Raw genomic sequence first — 14,519 nt, forward strand, 5'->3', positions numbered from 1 at the left:
CCTGTTCCCAAGGGTACGTTGCCCGCGGTACAGATGAGGACGCGGAAACCCCTGCGGCACCCGGCGGGCACCCCCGGCGGGGGCCGGGCACCGGTGGAGAGGGGCGGGTGTGGGCGAGGTCCTCGACGCGGCGGCGGTACGGCGGTGGAGCAGGCTGGCGGCCGACGCCCTCGGCCGGACCCGCGCCGAGATCGACTCCCTCAACGTCTTCCCCGTCCCCGACGGCGACACCGGCACCAACCTGCACCTGACCGTCCTGGCGGCCGCCGAGGCGGCCGAGCAGGCGGACGGCGACGCGGCCGGCGTATGGCGGGGGCTGGCCCAGGGCGCGCTGCTGGGCGCCCGCGGCAACTCCGGGGTGATCCTCAGCCAGGTGTTCCGCGGCCTGGCGGAGATCCTCGGACCGGGCGGCGCGTCCCCCGACCCGGCCCGTTTCGCCGAGGCGCTGGGATACGCGGCGGTCCTCGCCCGCAACGCCGTCGCGCACCCGGTCGAGGGCACGATCCTCAGCGTGCTGGACGCCGCGTCCGCGGCGACCGGAGACGGCGCGGCCGGCGGCCTCGCCGAAGCGCCCCGCGCGGCCGCCGCCGGGGCGCGGCAGGCGCTGCGCCGCACCACCGCGCAACTCGACGTGCTGGCCCGCAGCGGCGTGGTGGACGCGGGCGGCGCGGGCCTGTGCGTGGTGCTCGACGCCCTCGCCGCCGTGATCACCGACGAGTACCCCGAACGGTACGAGGTGCCCGCCCGCACCGGGACGCCCCCGGCCGGGGAGCGCGCCGCCCGCCGGGAGGCCGCGGCCGCCCCCGGCTACGAGGTCATGTACCTGCTGGACGCGCCCGACGAGGCCGTCCCGCGACTGCGCGAGGACCTCGACCGGCTCGGCGACTCCCTGGTCGTCGTGGGCGGCGACGGGCTGTGGAACGTCCACGTGCACGTCGACGACGCGGGCGCGGCCGTCGAGGCGGGCCTGCGGGCGGGCCGCCCGCACCGCATCCGCATCACCTACCTGCACGCCGAGGAGCACCCGCAGGCGCCGTGCACGGGACGCGCCGTGGTGGCGGTCACGGCGGCCGGCGGGCTGGCCGAGCTGTTCGAGAGCTGCGGCGCGCGGGTGGTGCGGCACGAGCCCGGCGCCGCGCCGCCGCTGGCCGTGCTGGCCGACGCGGTCGTCGCGGCGGGCGACGAGGTGGCGGTGCTGCCCGACGAGCCCGGGGTGCTGGGCCTGGCCGAGGCCGCCGCCGAGCGGGCCCGCGACAGCGGCGTGCGCATCGCGGTCGTCCCCACCCGGGCGGCGGTGCAGTGCCTGGCGGCGCTGGCCGTGCACGACCCGCTGCGCCGCTTCCACGACGACGTGATCGCCATGACCCGGGCGGCGGGCGCGACGAGGTTCGGGCACCTGGAGGTGGCCGCCGGGGAGGCGATGACCAGCGTGGGCCTGTGCCGGCCCGGCGACGTCCTCGGCCTGATCGAGGGCGACGTCGCCATGATCGGCACGGATCTGGCCGAGGTGGCCCGGCAGGTGCTGGACCGGATGCTGTCGGGCGGCGGCGAACTGGTCACCCTCATCGCCGGCGCGCAGGCCCCGCCCGGGCTGGCGGCCGCGCTGGAGGACCACCTGCGCGAGCGCCGCCCGGACGTGGAGGTCGCCGTCTACGACGGCCGCCAGGACCGGTGCCCCCTGCTCGTCGGGGTCGAGTGACCCGTGCAACGCCCGGTTCCTGACGGTGCCGCGCGGTAGAAAAGGGGGCGTGGCGAAACTCGACGAGCCGTTGCGCAAGGTCCTGGGCGACCGGACGGCCAAGGTGCTGGACAAGGGCCTCGGCCTGCGAACCGTCGGCGACCTGCTGCACCACTATCCGCGCCGGTACGCCACCCGCGGCGAGCTCACCCCGCTCAACGACCTGCAGGACGGCGAGCACGTCACGGTCATGGCCGAGGTCGTCAAGGTGCAGGGCCGCACGCTGTCGCGCAGCCCCGGCTACGTCCTGGAGATCACCGTCACCGACGGCACCGGCGAGCTGAAGCTGAGCTTCTTCGGCCGCAAGGGCTCCTACCGGCCCGAACGGGAGCTGTCGCCGGGCACCCGCGGCCTGTTCGCCGGGAAGATCAGCACCTACCGGCCGCGCAGCGGACGCGCGCAGCGCCAGCTGGCCCACCCCCAGTACAAGGTGGTCGCGGCGCGCGACGCCGAGGAGGCCGCCCAGGAGTGGGCCGACGAGATCATCCCGATCTACCCCTCCACCAAGGGGCTGGACATCGAGACGATCGGCAAGTCCGTCGGGATCCTGCTGGACAACCTCGACGACCTGGGGCTCGGCGACGACCCGCTGCCCGAGCCGCTGCGCCGCCGCTACGGCCTCGTCGGCCTGCGCGAGGCGTACGAGGGCATCCACCGCCCCCGCGGCTGGGAGGAGCTCGGCCGCGCCCGCAAACGGCTCAAGTGGGACGAGGCGTTCGTCCTGCAGGTCGCCCTGGCCCGGCGCCGCCGCGCCGCGGGCGCCCTGCCGGCCACGCCGCGCCCCGCCGTCGCCGGCGGCCTGCTCGACGCCTTCGACGCCCGTCTGCCGTTCGAGCTCACCAAGGGCCAGCGGCAGGTCGGCGACGAGATCGCCGCCGACCTGGCCCGCGAGCACCCGATGCACCGCCTGCTGCAGGGCGACGTCGGCGCGGGCAAGACCATCGTGGCGCTGCGGGCGATGCTGCAGGTGGTCGACGGGGGCGGGCAGGCGGCGCTGCTGGCGCCGACCGAGGTGCTGGCCCAGCAGCACTACCGGTCGATCACCGGGATGCTCGGGGAGCTGGCCCAGGCCGGGCAGATCGGCGGGGCCGACCACGCCACCCGCGTGGCGCTGCTGACCGGGTCGCAGGGCGCCAAGCCCCGCAAGGAGGCGCTGCTGGACGTGGCGTCCGGCGCCGCGGGCATCGTCGTCGGGACGCACGCGCTGCTCCAGGGGCACGTGCGGTTCGCCGACCTGGGCCTGGTGGTGGTGGACGAGCAGCACCGGTTCGGGGTCGAGCAGCGCGACGCGCTGCGCGAGAAGGTGTCCGGCGGGCGGCCCCACGTGCTGGTGATGACCGCCACGCCGATCCCCCGCACGGTCGCGATGACGGTCTTCGGCGACCTGGAGACCTCGGTGCTGGGGCAGCTGCCGGAGGGGCGGTCGGAGATCCGCACCCACGTGGTGCCCCCGGAGAAGCCCGCCTACTTCGCCCGCATCTGGGAGCGCATCAAGGAGGAGGCGCGGCAGGGCCGCCAGATCTACATCGTCTGCCCCCGCATCGGCGAGCAGGAGGGCGCCGAGGAGGACGCCCCGGTGGTGGCCGAGGACGAGGCCGGGCGGCGCTCCCCGCTGGGCATCATGGAGCTGCTGCCGCGGCTGGAGAACGAGCTGCTGACCGGGCTGCGCATCGGCGTGCTGCACGGCAAGCTCCACCCCGACGACAAGGACGCGGTCATGCGCCGGTTCGCGGCCGGGGAGCTGGATGTGCTGCTGGCCACCACGGTCGTCGAGGTCGGCGTGGACGTGCCGAACGCCACCGTCATGGTGATCATGGACGCGGACCGGTTCGGCGTCTCCCAGCTGCACCAGCTGCGCGGCCGGGTCGGCCGCGGCACGCTGCCCGGCCTGTGCCTGCTGGTCACCGACGCCGAGCCCGGCAGCGGGTCGCGGGCGCGGCTGGACGCGGTGGCCTCCACCACCGACGGGTTCCGGCTGTCCCGGCTGGACCTGGAGCAGCGCCGGGAGGGCGATGTGCTCGGCGCGGCGCAGGCCGGCCGCTCGTCCAGCCTGCGGCTGCTCACGCTGCTGCGCGACGAGGACGTCATCCGCGCGGCCCGCGAGGAGGCCACCCGGCTGGTCGACCGGGACCCCGACCTGGCCGGGCATCCCGCGCTCGCCGACGAGCTGGCCGTCCTGCTGGACGAGGACCGCGCCGGCTACCTGGAGAAGGCCTGACCGTCCGCGGGCGCCGCCCGCGCCCTGTGACGGATGCCATGCGCACAATTCCCTAGTTAATAGGTTGACTTAATGGAGTTTTCTCGTTGACGATGGGGGCGTGTCTCCGATCCGGCCCCTCACCGCGCGGCTGCACGTCGACTTCCGGCGGCAGGCCAGCGCCTTGTGTCCGCGCCGCTGAACCGACGTCCACAGGTTCCGACGGCACCGGAGGCATGTTGCCATGACCACCACCGACCGCGGCGGGCCCGCCGACCCGCCCATCGATCTTGACGGGCTCCTGCGCGACCCCGAACCCGAGGTGCGCGCCGCCGCCCTCCAGACCCTGGCCGACCTGGTCCGCGACGACCGCGGCCCGCTGTCGGCCGGCGACACCTTCGCCTGGGCGCTGGCCGACGCCGACCCCGGCGTCCGCCGCGTCGCCGCCGCCGCCCTGCGCGACCTGCCCGAGCTGTACCTCGGGGACGAGGGCGTCGAGGCGCTGCTGCTGGCGCGGTCCGGCGGCGCCGACCCCCACGTCCGCCAGGCGGCCGCCGACGTGCTGGCCGCCCTCGTCCGCACGGCCGGCGAGCTGTACGCGCAGGGCCTGCAGGACGGGGAGCCGCACCTGCGGGTGCAGGCCGTCGTCGGGCTCGTCGCCCTGCACGCCGCCGCCGAGGTCGCCGACGCCGCCGACGACCCGGCGCGCGAGGTGCGGGTGGCGGTCGCCGAGGGGCTCGGCAGGCTGGCCCGGCCCTCCGGCCTGCCCGCCCTGGAGCACCTGCTCGCCGACCACGACCCGGTGGTGCGGATGGCCGCGCTGGACGCCGCGGCCGCGCTGGGCGTGCCCGAGCCGCTGGCCGGACGCGTTGTGACAGCTCTCACTCACCCCAGCTGGCAGGTGCGCCGACGTGCGGCGTTGGCGCTGGGCGCCGCCGACGACGCAGAAACGGCCGTCCCGCCGCTCCTGCGGGCGCTGCGTGACCGTATCGTGGACGTGCGACGCGCAGCGGTCCAGTCTCTGGAACGATGGGCGTCGCACCGACCGGACGTGCTCACCGCGCTCACCGAGGCGCTGGCCGATCCGGATCCGGGTGTGCGCACGCAGGTCCGCTGGGCGCTGGCCTGACGGCCGGCGGCGCACACGGGCCCGCACGGGCCCGATACCGGCGTGGGCGGGGCGTCCTGGGGTGGGGGCGCCTCGCCCGCCTTATCTCCGCTCATCTCCACCTGCCTCTTTTGGGCCCGCCTCATCCGCGTCGTCTTCTCTCCGCCCGGGCGCCGGGATACTGAGGGGCATGACGAGGGTCATTGCGGGCAGTGCCGGAGGGCGGCGGCTCGCCGTCCCGGCGGGGCGGGACACGCGGCCCACCAGCGACCGCGCCCGCGAAGGGCTGTTCTCCACCATCGGCGCGCTGCTCGGGCCGCTGGACGGGCTGCGCGTCGCCGACCTGTACGCGGGGTCGGGCGCCGTCGGCCTGGAGGCGCTGTCCCGCGGGGCCGCGCATGCGCTGCTGGTGGAGTCGCACCCGCGCGCGGTCAAGGTCATCCGGGAGAACGTGGCCGCCCTGGGCCTGCCGGGCGCGCGCGTCTGCGCCGACCGCGTGGAGCGCCTCGTGCGGCGGCCCCCGGACGAGCCGTACGACCTCGTCTTCGCCGACCCCCCGTACGCGCTGTCCGACGACGCCGTGACGAGCCTGCTGGAAGCGCTGCGGGACCAGGGCTGGACGGCCCCCGACGCCCTCGTCGTCGTGGAACGCGCGGCCCGCGGCGCCCCCCACCGGTGGCCCGAGGGCTATCTCCCCGAGCGGGACCGGCGTTACGGTGAGGCGGTGTTCTGGTACGGCCGTGCCGAGCGGCGGTCGTAGGAGCACCCGCGCCCGTCCGAGGGCCGGTGCGGGCGGGGCAGGAGCCCGGGTGAAACCGCGCCGAACGCGGTTTGGTACGGTCGCGCCGCAGGTCACAACCGCGGGACCGAAGGGGCTAACCTCGTGCGCCGTGTCGTCTGTCCGGGATCTTTCGACCCCGTCACCAACGGGCATCTCGACATCATCAGCCGGGCCTCCCGCCTCTACGACGAGGTGGTCGTCGCCGTCCTGATCAACAAGGCGAAGAAGAGCCTGTTCACCGTCGACGAGCGCGTCGACATGATCGCCGAGGTCACCAAGGAGTACGGCAACGTCAGGGTGGACAAGTTCTACGGGCTCACCGTCGACTACTGCAGGCAGCAGAACATCCCGGTGATCGTCCGAGGGCTGCGCGCCGTCAGCGACTACGAGTACGAGCTGCAGATGGCGCAGATGAACCACCGCATCGCCGGGGTGGAGACCCTGTTCATGGCCACCAACCCCGAGTACGCGTTCCTGTCGTCCAGCCTCATGAAGGAGGTCGTGAAGTTCGGCGGGGACATCTCCGGGCTGGTGCCCGACATCGTCCACGAGCGGCTGGTCGAACGCCTCCAGAACGACGGCGACTGAACCGGCGCCGCCCGGACCCGCGCCCCCGGACCGCCGCCCGGACCGCTGCCGGGCCGCCTGAGTTGGGGGCGGGCCGCGCGGTTCGCTACCCTGGGAAATCGGCCTGGAGCGACGGCCGCGATCCACCATGCGTCACGAAAGCAGGAATCCTCTGTCCCGCCTCGACTCGACCCGCCCGCTGGTGCTCGACACCCGAGCGCTGAGCCGGCAGCCCGGGTCGTCGCGAGAGGAGACCCTGGTCGTGCCCGCCCCGGCGGATTTCGGCGTCGAGATGGTGGGCGTTCCCGAGGGCGCGGACCTGGAACTGGACCTGCGGTTCGAGGCGGTGCTGGAGGGCGTGCTCGTGACCGGGACGGTGCGCGTGCCCCTGGAAGGGGAGTGCGCGCGCTGCCTCGACCCGATCGCCTCGACCTTCGAGGCGGACTTCCAGGAGCTGTTCGTCTATTCTGACACCCGCTCCGGCGGGCACGCGGAGGATGACGAGTTCCTACTCGAGGACGACCTCATCGACCTCGAACCCGTGCTGCGGGACGCGGTGGTGCTGGCGCTGCCGCTGTCCCCGCTGTGCCGGGAGGACTGCCCGGGGCTGTGCCCGGAGTGCGGCGCGCGGCTGGCCGACGTCGGGCCGGAGCACCGCCACGAGGCGGCCGACCCCAGGTGGGAGGCCCTTCGGGGCCTGCTTCCCCCGGATCTGCCTTCGGGCGGGAGCCGACCACACGACCGACGAGAAGGAAAGCAGGAGGGCTGACGTGGCCGTCCCCAAGCGGAAGAAGTCGCGCAGCAACACGCGGCACCGGCGTGCGCAGTGGAAGGCCACCGCGCCGAACCTGGTCGAGTGCCCGACGTGCCGCGACAAGAAGCTCCCGCACGTCGCGTGCCAGACGTGCGGCACCTACGACCGGCGGCAGGTCATCGCCCCGTCGGCCTGACCTTCGTACCCCGGGGGGGCGGATCCGCGCGCCGCGCGGCCGCCCCTTGCGGTGCTTTCGCCATCGACCACCCCCGGCGGGCCGAGGCCGGCGCGGGCAGCGAGGTCGGGGACGGGCGCCCGAGGCCGTGGTGCACGCCGGGAATGGCCCGCTGGGCCGGTCGACCGGCGCGCACCTCGTCTTCGCGGAACTCTCCTCGCCGCACCGCTTTGTGCCGTCCGGCCGGTCGCCCGCCGTGACGGCAGCCGCGGCGCACGCGGCTGCGGGCCTTGCGAGGAGGGCCTGTGAGCGCCAAGAAACCCGAACCCGTGCCCGCCGACCGCGCCGAACTCGTCGCCGCGCTCGGCGTGGAGGTCTCCGACGAGCTGCTGGAACGGGCGCTGACGCACCGTTCGTACGCCTACGAGAACGGCGGCCTGCCCACCAACGAGCGCCTGGAGTTCCTCGGCGACTCGGTGCTGGGCCTGGTCGTCACCGACACCCTGTTCCGCGGCCATCCCGACCTGCCCGAGGGGCAGCTGGCCAAGCTGCGCGCCGCCGTGGTCAACATGCGCGCGCTGGCGGGGGTGGCGCGGACGCTGGGCGTGGGCGCCCACATCCGGCTCGGCCGGGGCGAGGAGGGCACCGGCGGCCGCGACAAGGCGTCCATCCTCGCCGACACCCTGGAGGCGCTGATCGGCGCGGTCTACCTGGACCGCGGCCTGGACGAGGCGTCCGCGCTGGTGCACCGGCTGTTCGACCCGCTGATCACCCGTTCGGCGGGCCTGGGCGCGGGCCTGGACTGGAAGACCTCGCTGCAGGAGCTGACCGCGGTCGAGGAGCTCGGCGTGCCCGAGTACCACGTCGCCGAGAGCGGGCCCGACCACCAGAAGACCTTCCGCGCGTCCGTGCGGGTCGGCGGCGTCACCTACGGCTCGGGCGAGGGGCGCAGCAAGAAGGAGGCCGAGCAGCACGCCGCCGAGGCCGCCTGGAACGCCATCCGCGAGATGGCCGTGCGGCGGGAGGCCGCCCAGGGCGCCGAAGGGGGCGAGGCGGACGGTGCGCGCGACGTCTCCGGCAACGCCGCCGCCGGCGACGGCACGGGCGCGTCCGGGCGCCCGTAGTCTGGCGACATGATCGGATCCGCCGTGCCCGCCCCGGGGGCCCGGGATGCCTGAACTTCCCGAGGTCGAGGTCGTCCGGCGCGGGCTGGAACGCCATGTCGCGGGCCGCACGATCAGGTCCGCCGAGGTGCTGCACCCGCGGGCGGTGCGCCGCCACCTCCCCGGACCCGACGACTTCGCCGCCCGCCTGGCCGGCCGCACGGTGGACGTGCCGCGCCGCCGCGGCAAGTACCTGTGGCTGCCGCTGACCGGCCCGGGGAGCGCGTCCGGTGCCGACGCCGACGCCGACGCGGGCGAGGCGCTGCTGGCCCATCTGGGCATGAGCGGGCAGCTGCTGGTCGGGGACCCCGGCCGCGCCCCGCAAAAGCACCTGCGGGTCCGGATCGTGTTCGACGACGGCGGGCACGACCTGCGGTTCGTCGACCAGCGGACGTTCGGGCACCTGATGCTGACCGGGCTGGTGCCCGACGCCTTCGCTCCGCCGCCGGAGCAGGCGAAGGCGGCGCCCGTCCCGGAGCCGATCGCGCACATCGCGGCCGACCCGCTGGAGGACGCCTTCGACGACGAGGCGTTCTACCGGGCGCTGCGCCGCAGGCGCACCGGGGTCAAGCGGGCCCTGCTGGACCAGTCGCTGATCAGCGGCGTGGGCAACATCTACGCCGACGAGGCGCTGTGGCGGGCGCGGCTGCACTGGGCGCGCCCCACCGAGACCCTCACCCGCGCCGAGGTGCGGCGCCTGCTGGAGGCGGCGCGCCAGGTCATGGCGGCGGCGCTGGCGGTGGGCGGCACCTCGTTCGACAGCCTGTACGTCAACGTCAACGGCGAAAGCGGCTACTTCGAGCGCTCCCTGGAGGTGTACGGGCGCCGGGACGAGCCGTGCCGGCGCTGCGGCTCGCCGATCAGGCGCGACGCGTTCATGAACCGCTCGTCCTACAGTTGCCCGAAGTGCCAGCCGCGTCCCCGCCGGGCGCGTTACTAGTGGGTCGTGGGGGAGGACTGTGACCGACGAGGCGAAGGTGCGGCTGACCGCGTGGGTGCGGGGCCGCGTGCAGGGCGTGGGCTTCCGCTGGTGGACGCGGGCCCGGGCGCTGGAGCTGGGCCTGGCGGGCAGCGCCACCAACCTGCGCGACGGCCGGGTGGAGGTGGTCGCCGAAGGGCCGCGCACGGACTGTGAGCGGCTGCTGGAGCTGCTGCGCGGGCCGGAGACGCCCGGGCAGGTGGCCGGCGTCACCGAGCGGTGGAGCGAGCCGCGGGGCGCCGTCGGTTTCGAGGAGCGCTGACCGGCTCCCGCGGCCGGCCGCCGACCTGCGGGAAGGCGGGCGGTGCGGCCGCCGGGACGGGACCGGCGATCGAGTAGGGAATTCCGGTTTGTACCTGCTAAACTGGGGACGACAGGTTGTTACCGGCCTGTGATGTGCGTCTTGACCAGGACACCGGCCGGTGCGACTCTAGACGATACGCGCACCAACACTTCGTTGCTCTTCGTGCGCGATCCCTGCTGGTTACTCAGCGTGGAGGACCCTTAGTCATGGCGAAGGCTCTACTCGGCCACGTCGGCGGTCCCGACCCCCGGATGGTCGCGGAGATGCGGCGCCTGCAGCAGCGCGTACGTGATCTGGAAGCCGAGCTGGTGCGGCTTCAGGCGGAGAACGACGCGCTCGCTTCGGCGGCAGACGACGACGTTATCTCTCTCGGGGTGAAGGACCGCGAACCGGCGCTGACCTGATCGGCGCCTTTTCCAGCGAAACAACCACAGGGACGTCGAAGGTGGGCGTCCCTATTGTTTTGCACCTTTTTACCGGTCGTTGGTGATGTTCCTGCGGGGCGGCGCATTCTCTGCGGGCGGCGCGAGATGTCGCGCCCGGGCCCGGTGCCGCCCGACGAGACCCCAGGTGCACCCGGTAGCAGCAGCCTCGTGACGACCGCCGGGCGTCCCGCTCGTCGGCCGTAACGGCATGCCGTCCCTTTTGATGTCATAGGCGCACTTCCTGTACGCGACCGCTTGTTCCGCCGTCGGACCCCGGCGCCTGCGCCCGCCCCCGCGTGAGCGATACCGGCCCCCTCTTCGGCCCCCTCTTCGGCCCCCTCCTCGGCCTCCACCGCAGCGCCCGCGGCCCCCTCCGACGATGTTCGGCGATACGGGCGGACCCCGGCACATCGGGCGTGGCACATTAGAAGGAAGCGGCAGCGCGGATGCCGGGCCAGGCGCGTCTTGGCCGGTATCGTTCGACAAGCTCCCGGCCCTGCGCGCCGGGCATGCGACACGGGCCCGCCCGTCTGGGGGACGCAGGGGCGGCCCGCGCACAATCAGCGTTCCGGGGGGCGTGGCCCTGCGCGATCCGTCGAGGAGGACAGCGAGCGCGTGTACCTGAAAAGCCTGACGCTGCGCGGCTTCAAGTCCTTCGCGTCCTCCACGACCCTGAAGTTCGAACCCGGCATCACCTGCGTCGTCGGGCCGAACGGGTCGGGCAAGTCCAACGTCGTCGACGCGCTGGCCTGGGTCATGGGCGAGCAGGGCGCCAAGTCCCTGCGCGGCGGCAAGATGGAGGACGTCATCTTCGCCGGCACCGCCAGCCGCCCCCCGCTGGGCCGCGCCGAGGTCGTCCTGACCATCGACAACTCCGACGGCGCCCTGCCCATCGACTACACCGAGGTCACCATCAGCCGGCTGATGTTCCGGTCCGGGCAGAGCGAGTACGCCATCAACGGCGACCCGTGCCGCCTGCTGGACATCCAGGAGCTGCTGTCGGACTCCGGCATCGGCCGCGAGATGCACGTGATCATCGGGCAGGGGCAGCTGGACCGGGTGCTGCACTCCGGCCCCGAGGGCCGCCGGGCGGTGATCGAGGAGGCCGCCGGCGTCCTCAAGCACCGCAAGCGCAAGGAGAAGGCGCTGCGCAAGCTGGACGCCATGCAGGCCAACCTGACCCGCGTGCAGGACCTGGTCGGCGAGCTGCGCCGCCAGCTCAAGCCGCTCGGCCGGCAGGCCGAGATCGCCCGCCGCGCCGCGGTCATCCAGGCCGACCTGCGCGACGCCCGGCTGCGGCTGCTCGCCGACGACCTGGTGACATTGCGCACCAGGCTGGAGCAGGAGGCCGCCGACGAGGCCGCCGTGCGGGAGCGGCGCGCCGAGACCGAGCGCGCCCTGGCCGAGGCGCAGCGCCGCGAGGGCGAGCTGGAGGCCGAGGAGGCCGTCGAGGCGCCCAAGCTGGCCCAGGTGCAGGACACCTGGTTCAAGCTGTCGGCGCTGCGGGAGCGGCTGCGCGGCGTCGCCGACCTGGCCGCCGAACGGCACCGCAACGCCACCGAGGCGCACGAGGAGGAGCGGCGCGGCCGCGACCCCGAGGAGCTGGAGCGCGAGGCCGCGCAGATCCGCGAGCAGGAGGAGATGCAGCGCGCCGCCCTGGAGGAGGCGCAGGCCGGGCTGGACGGCGCCGTCGCCGAACGCTCCGCCGCCGAGGAGGCCCTCGCCGCCGAGGAGCGCCGCCTGCAGGCCGCCGCGCGCGCCGCCGCCGACCGCCGCGAGGAGCTCGCCCGGCTGCGCGGACGCGTGGAGGCGCTGCGCAGCAAGGTCCACGCGGGCGAGTCGGAGATCGGCCGCCTCACCGAGGCCCGCGCCGAGGCCGAGGCGCGCGCCGAGGCCGCCCAGGCCGAGTACGAGGCGTACGAGGGCGAGGTGGCCGAGGACCCCGAACTCCTCGCCGAGCACGAGCTCGCCCAGGAGACCCTCGCCAACGCCAAGGAGGCCGCGGAGCAGGCCCGCGCCGCCGTGGAGGGGCCCCGCCGGCGGCTGAAGGAGGCCCGCGAGGCCGTGGCGGCGGCCCGCTCGGCCGACCAGGCCGCCCAGAAGAACGTGACGGCCCTGCAGGCCCGCATCGAGGCGCTGAACCTGACCCTGGGCTCGGCGGCCGACGGCGGGGAGGCGCTGCTCGCCGCGGGCTCCGACGGCTCGCTGAAGGGCGTCCTCGGCACGGTGGCGTCGCTGCTCACCGTGCGGCCCGGCTACGAGACGGCCGTGGCCGCCGCGCTGGGCGCCGCCGCCGAGGCCATCGCGGTCGGCTCGCTGGACACGGCGCAGGCCGCCCTCACGCTGCTGCGCGCACGCGACGCGGGACGGGCCGGCCTGGTCGTCGGCGGCGGGGACGAGCCGCCGGACGACCGCGTCCCCGGCGTCGACTACGCGGCCGACGCGGTGACCGTCCCCGACGAGATCCGCCCCGCCCTGCGGCACCTGCTGCGCGACGTGGCCGTGGTGGACGACGTGGCGGCGGCCGCCGACCTCGTCCGGCGCGAACCGCGCCTGCGCGCCGTCACCCGCGACGGCGACCTGGTCGGCGCCCACTGGGCCCAGGGCGGCGCCGCCGGAGGCGCCCAGAGCCTGCTGCAGATGCGCGCCGCCCTCGACCAGGCCACCGAGGACCTCGCCGCCGCCGAGGCCGCCGCCGAACGCAGCGCCGCCGACCTCGCCGAGGCGGTCGAGGCCGAGCAGCAGGCGCAGAGCGCCCTGGACGCCGCCCAGGCGGCCGTGAACCAGGCCCAGTCGGGCGTCAACCAGGCCCAGAGCGACCTGGACCGCGTCCGGGGCAGGCTGCGCGAGTTCGAGAGCAGGGCCGCGCAGGAGGCCAAGCACGCCGCCCGGCTGGAGGCGGCGGTGCGCGCCGCGCGCGGCGAGGTGGAGCGGCTCACCAAGGCGCTGGACGCGGCGAACGAGTCCCTGGAGCGCGACGCCCAGGCGGCCGAGGAGCTGGCCCTGCGGCTGGCCGAGGCGGAGGAGGCCGCCGAGGTCGCCGACGAGGCCGGGCACGACACGCAGGCCCGCGACGAGCTGGCGGCCCGCTGCCAGGAGCTGCGCGCCGCTGAGATGGAGGCGCGCCTGGCCGTGCGCACCGCCGAGGAGCGCGTGCAGGCCATCGCCGGCGGCGCCGCCGTGCTGGAGCGCGCCGCCCGCCGCGAACGCGAGGAACGCGTCCGGGCCGAGCGCCGCCGCGCGCGCCGCCGCCGGCAGGCCGAGATCGCCCGGGCGGTGCTGTCGGGGGCCCGGCAGTCCCTGGACCGCATCGAGGTGTCGCTGTCGGCGGCGGTCGCGCAGCGCGAGGCCGCCGAACGCGCCCGCGCCGCCCGCGAGGCGGAGCTGAAGGTGGTGCGCACCCAGGTCCGGGAGCTGTCGAGCACCCTGGAACGGCTGGTCAACGCCGTGCACGGCAGCGAGGTGGCCCGCGCCGAGCAGCGGCTGCGGCTGGAGCAGATGCAGCAGCGGGCGCTGGAGGAGTTCGGCCTGGAGGTCGAGGCGCTGATCAACGAGTACGGGCCCGACCAGCCCGTCCCGCCCGGCCCCGAGGCGGGGGAGGACGCCGAGCCCGTCCCCTACGACCGGGCCGCCCAGGAGAAGCGCGCGAAGACCGCCGAACGCCAGCTCAACCAGCTCGGCAAGGTCAACCCGCTGGCGCTGGAGGAGTTCGCCGCCCTGGAGGAGCGGCACGCGTTCCTCACCAACCAGCTGGAGGACCTGAAGAAGACCCGCCGCGAGCTGCTGGGCATCGTCAAGGAGGTCGACGACCGCGTCCAGCAGGTCTTCGCCGCCGCCTACGAGGACACCGCGCGGGAGTTCGAGCGGATCTTCGTGCGGCTGTTCCCCGGCGGCGAGGGCAGCCTGTCGCTCACCGACCCGGAGAACCTGCTGGAGACCGGGGTGGAGGTCGCCGCCCGCCCGCCGGGCAAGAAGGTCAAGCGGCTGTCGCTGCTGTCGGGCGGCGAGCGGTCCCTGGTGGCGATCGCGTTCCTGGTGGCGGTGTTCAAGGCCCGCCCGTCCCCGTTCTACGTGCTGGACGAGGTGGAGGCCGCCCTCGACGACACCAACACCCAGCGCCTGCTCACGGTGTTCGAGGAGCTGCGGGAGAACTCCCAGCTCATCATCATCACCCACCAGAAGCGCACGATGGAGGGCGCCGACGCCCTCTACGGCGTCAGCATGCGCGGCGACGGCGTCACGCAGGTCGTCAGCCAGCGGCTGCGCGAACCCGAGCCCGCCTGACCCGGCCGGCGGGCCGGGCGGCGGCCGGAGGACGGGTAGGGACC

General features: G+C 75.0%; 12 protein-coding genes. All 12 read left to right on the plus strand.

Annotation, left to right across the window (positions count from 1 at the left end; all coding sequences use genetic code 11):
• Positions 1 to 109 precede the first annotated feature (109 nt).
• The 12 genes from ABD879_RS10470 to smc all read left to right on the plus strand — a co-directional run bounded on the left by ABD879_RS10470 (position 110) and on the right by smc (position 14,475).
• Positions 110 to 1,699, plus strand: a complete 1,590-nt coding sequence (locus ABD879_RS10470) for a DAK2 domain-containing protein (RefSeq protein WP_345019908.1) — start codon at positions 110 to 112, stop codon at positions 1,697 to 1,699.
• A 49-nt stretch (positions 1,700 to 1,748) separates the two neighbouring features.
• A complete protein-coding gene (gene recG / locus ABD879_RS10475) occupies positions 1,749 to 3,956 on the plus strand; it encodes an ATP-dependent DNA helicase RecG (protein WP_345019910.1) in 2,208 nt (735 codons plus the stop codon).
• Between the two features lie 223 nt (positions 3,957 to 4,179).
• Positions 4,180 to 5,064: a HEAT repeat domain-containing protein gene (locus tag ABD879_RS10480; RefSeq protein WP_345019912.1), complete on the plus strand. Its 885-nt coding sequence runs from the start codon at positions 4,180 to 4,182 to the stop codon at positions 5,062 to 5,064.
• Between the two features lie 169 nt (positions 5,065 to 5,233).
• Positions 5,234 to 5,803 (plus strand): 16S rRNA (guanine(966)-N(2))-methyltransferase RsmD, encoded by a 570-nt coding sequence (gene rsmD, locus ABD879_RS10485; protein WP_345019914.1) that lies wholly within the window; start codon positions 5,234 to 5,236, stop codon positions 5,801 to 5,803.
• A gap of 123 nt (positions 5,804 to 5,926) precedes the next feature.
• Positions 5,927 to 6,412 carry a pantetheine-phosphate adenylyltransferase gene (gene coaD / locus ABD879_RS10490; RefSeq protein WP_345019915.1) on the plus strand — a complete coding sequence of 162 codons (486 nt, stop codon included), beginning with the start codon at positions 5,927 to 5,929 and terminating at the stop codon, positions 6,410 to 6,412.
• Positions 6,413 to 6,593: 181 nt separating this feature from the next.
• Entirely contained in the window at positions 6,594 to 7,160 is a 567-nt protein-coding gene (locus ABD879_RS10495; protein WP_345019917.1) for a YceD family protein, read from the plus strand.
• A gap of 1 nt (position 7,161) precedes the next feature.
• The gene (gene rpmF, locus ABD879_RS10500) at positions 7,162 to 7,341 is read left to right on the plus strand and encodes a 50S ribosomal protein L32 (RefSeq protein ID WP_285493276.1); all 180 of its coding nucleotides are present in this window, start codon (positions 7,162 to 7,164) and stop codon (positions 7,339 to 7,341) included.
• A 284-nt stretch (positions 7,342 to 7,625) separates the two neighbouring features.
• On the plus strand, positions 7,626 to 8,444 hold the full coding sequence (gene rnc, locus ABD879_RS10505; protein ID WP_345019920.1) for a ribonuclease III: 819 nt from the start codon (positions 7,626 to 7,628) through the stop codon (positions 8,442 to 8,444).
• A 46-nt stretch (positions 8,445 to 8,490) separates the two neighbouring features.
• Entirely contained in the window at positions 8,491 to 9,423 is a 933-nt protein-coding gene (mutM, locus tag ABD879_RS10510; RefSeq protein ID WP_345019922.1) for a bifunctional DNA-formamidopyrimidine glycosylase/DNA-(apurinic or apyrimidinic site) lyase, read from the plus strand.
• A 19-nt stretch (positions 9,424 to 9,442) separates the two neighbouring features.
• Positions 9,443 to 9,724 (plus strand): acylphosphatase, encoded by a 282-nt coding sequence (locus ABD879_RS10515; protein ID WP_345019924.1) that lies wholly within the window; start codon positions 9,443 to 9,445, stop codon positions 9,722 to 9,724.
• Between the two features lie 248 nt (positions 9,725 to 9,972).
• Positions 9,973 to 10,170: a hypothetical protein gene (locus ABD879_RS10520; protein WP_344945204.1), complete on the plus strand. Its 198-nt coding sequence runs from the start codon at positions 9,973 to 9,975 to the stop codon at positions 10,168 to 10,170.
• 636 nt (positions 10,171 to 10,806) lie between these two features.
• Positions 10,807 to 14,475: a chromosome segregation protein SMC gene (gene smc, locus ABD879_RS10525; protein WP_345019926.1), complete on the plus strand. Its 3,669-nt coding sequence runs from the start codon at positions 10,807 to 10,809 to the stop codon at positions 14,473 to 14,475.
• The last annotated feature ends 44 nt before the right edge of the window (positions 14,476 to 14,519 follow it).

It is taken from the genome of Actinomadura keratinilytica (genome assembly GCF_039539665.1).
Taxonomy (GTDB): Bacteria; Actinomycetota; Actinomycetes; order Streptosporangiales; family Streptosporangiaceae; genus Spirillospora; species Spirillospora keratinilytica.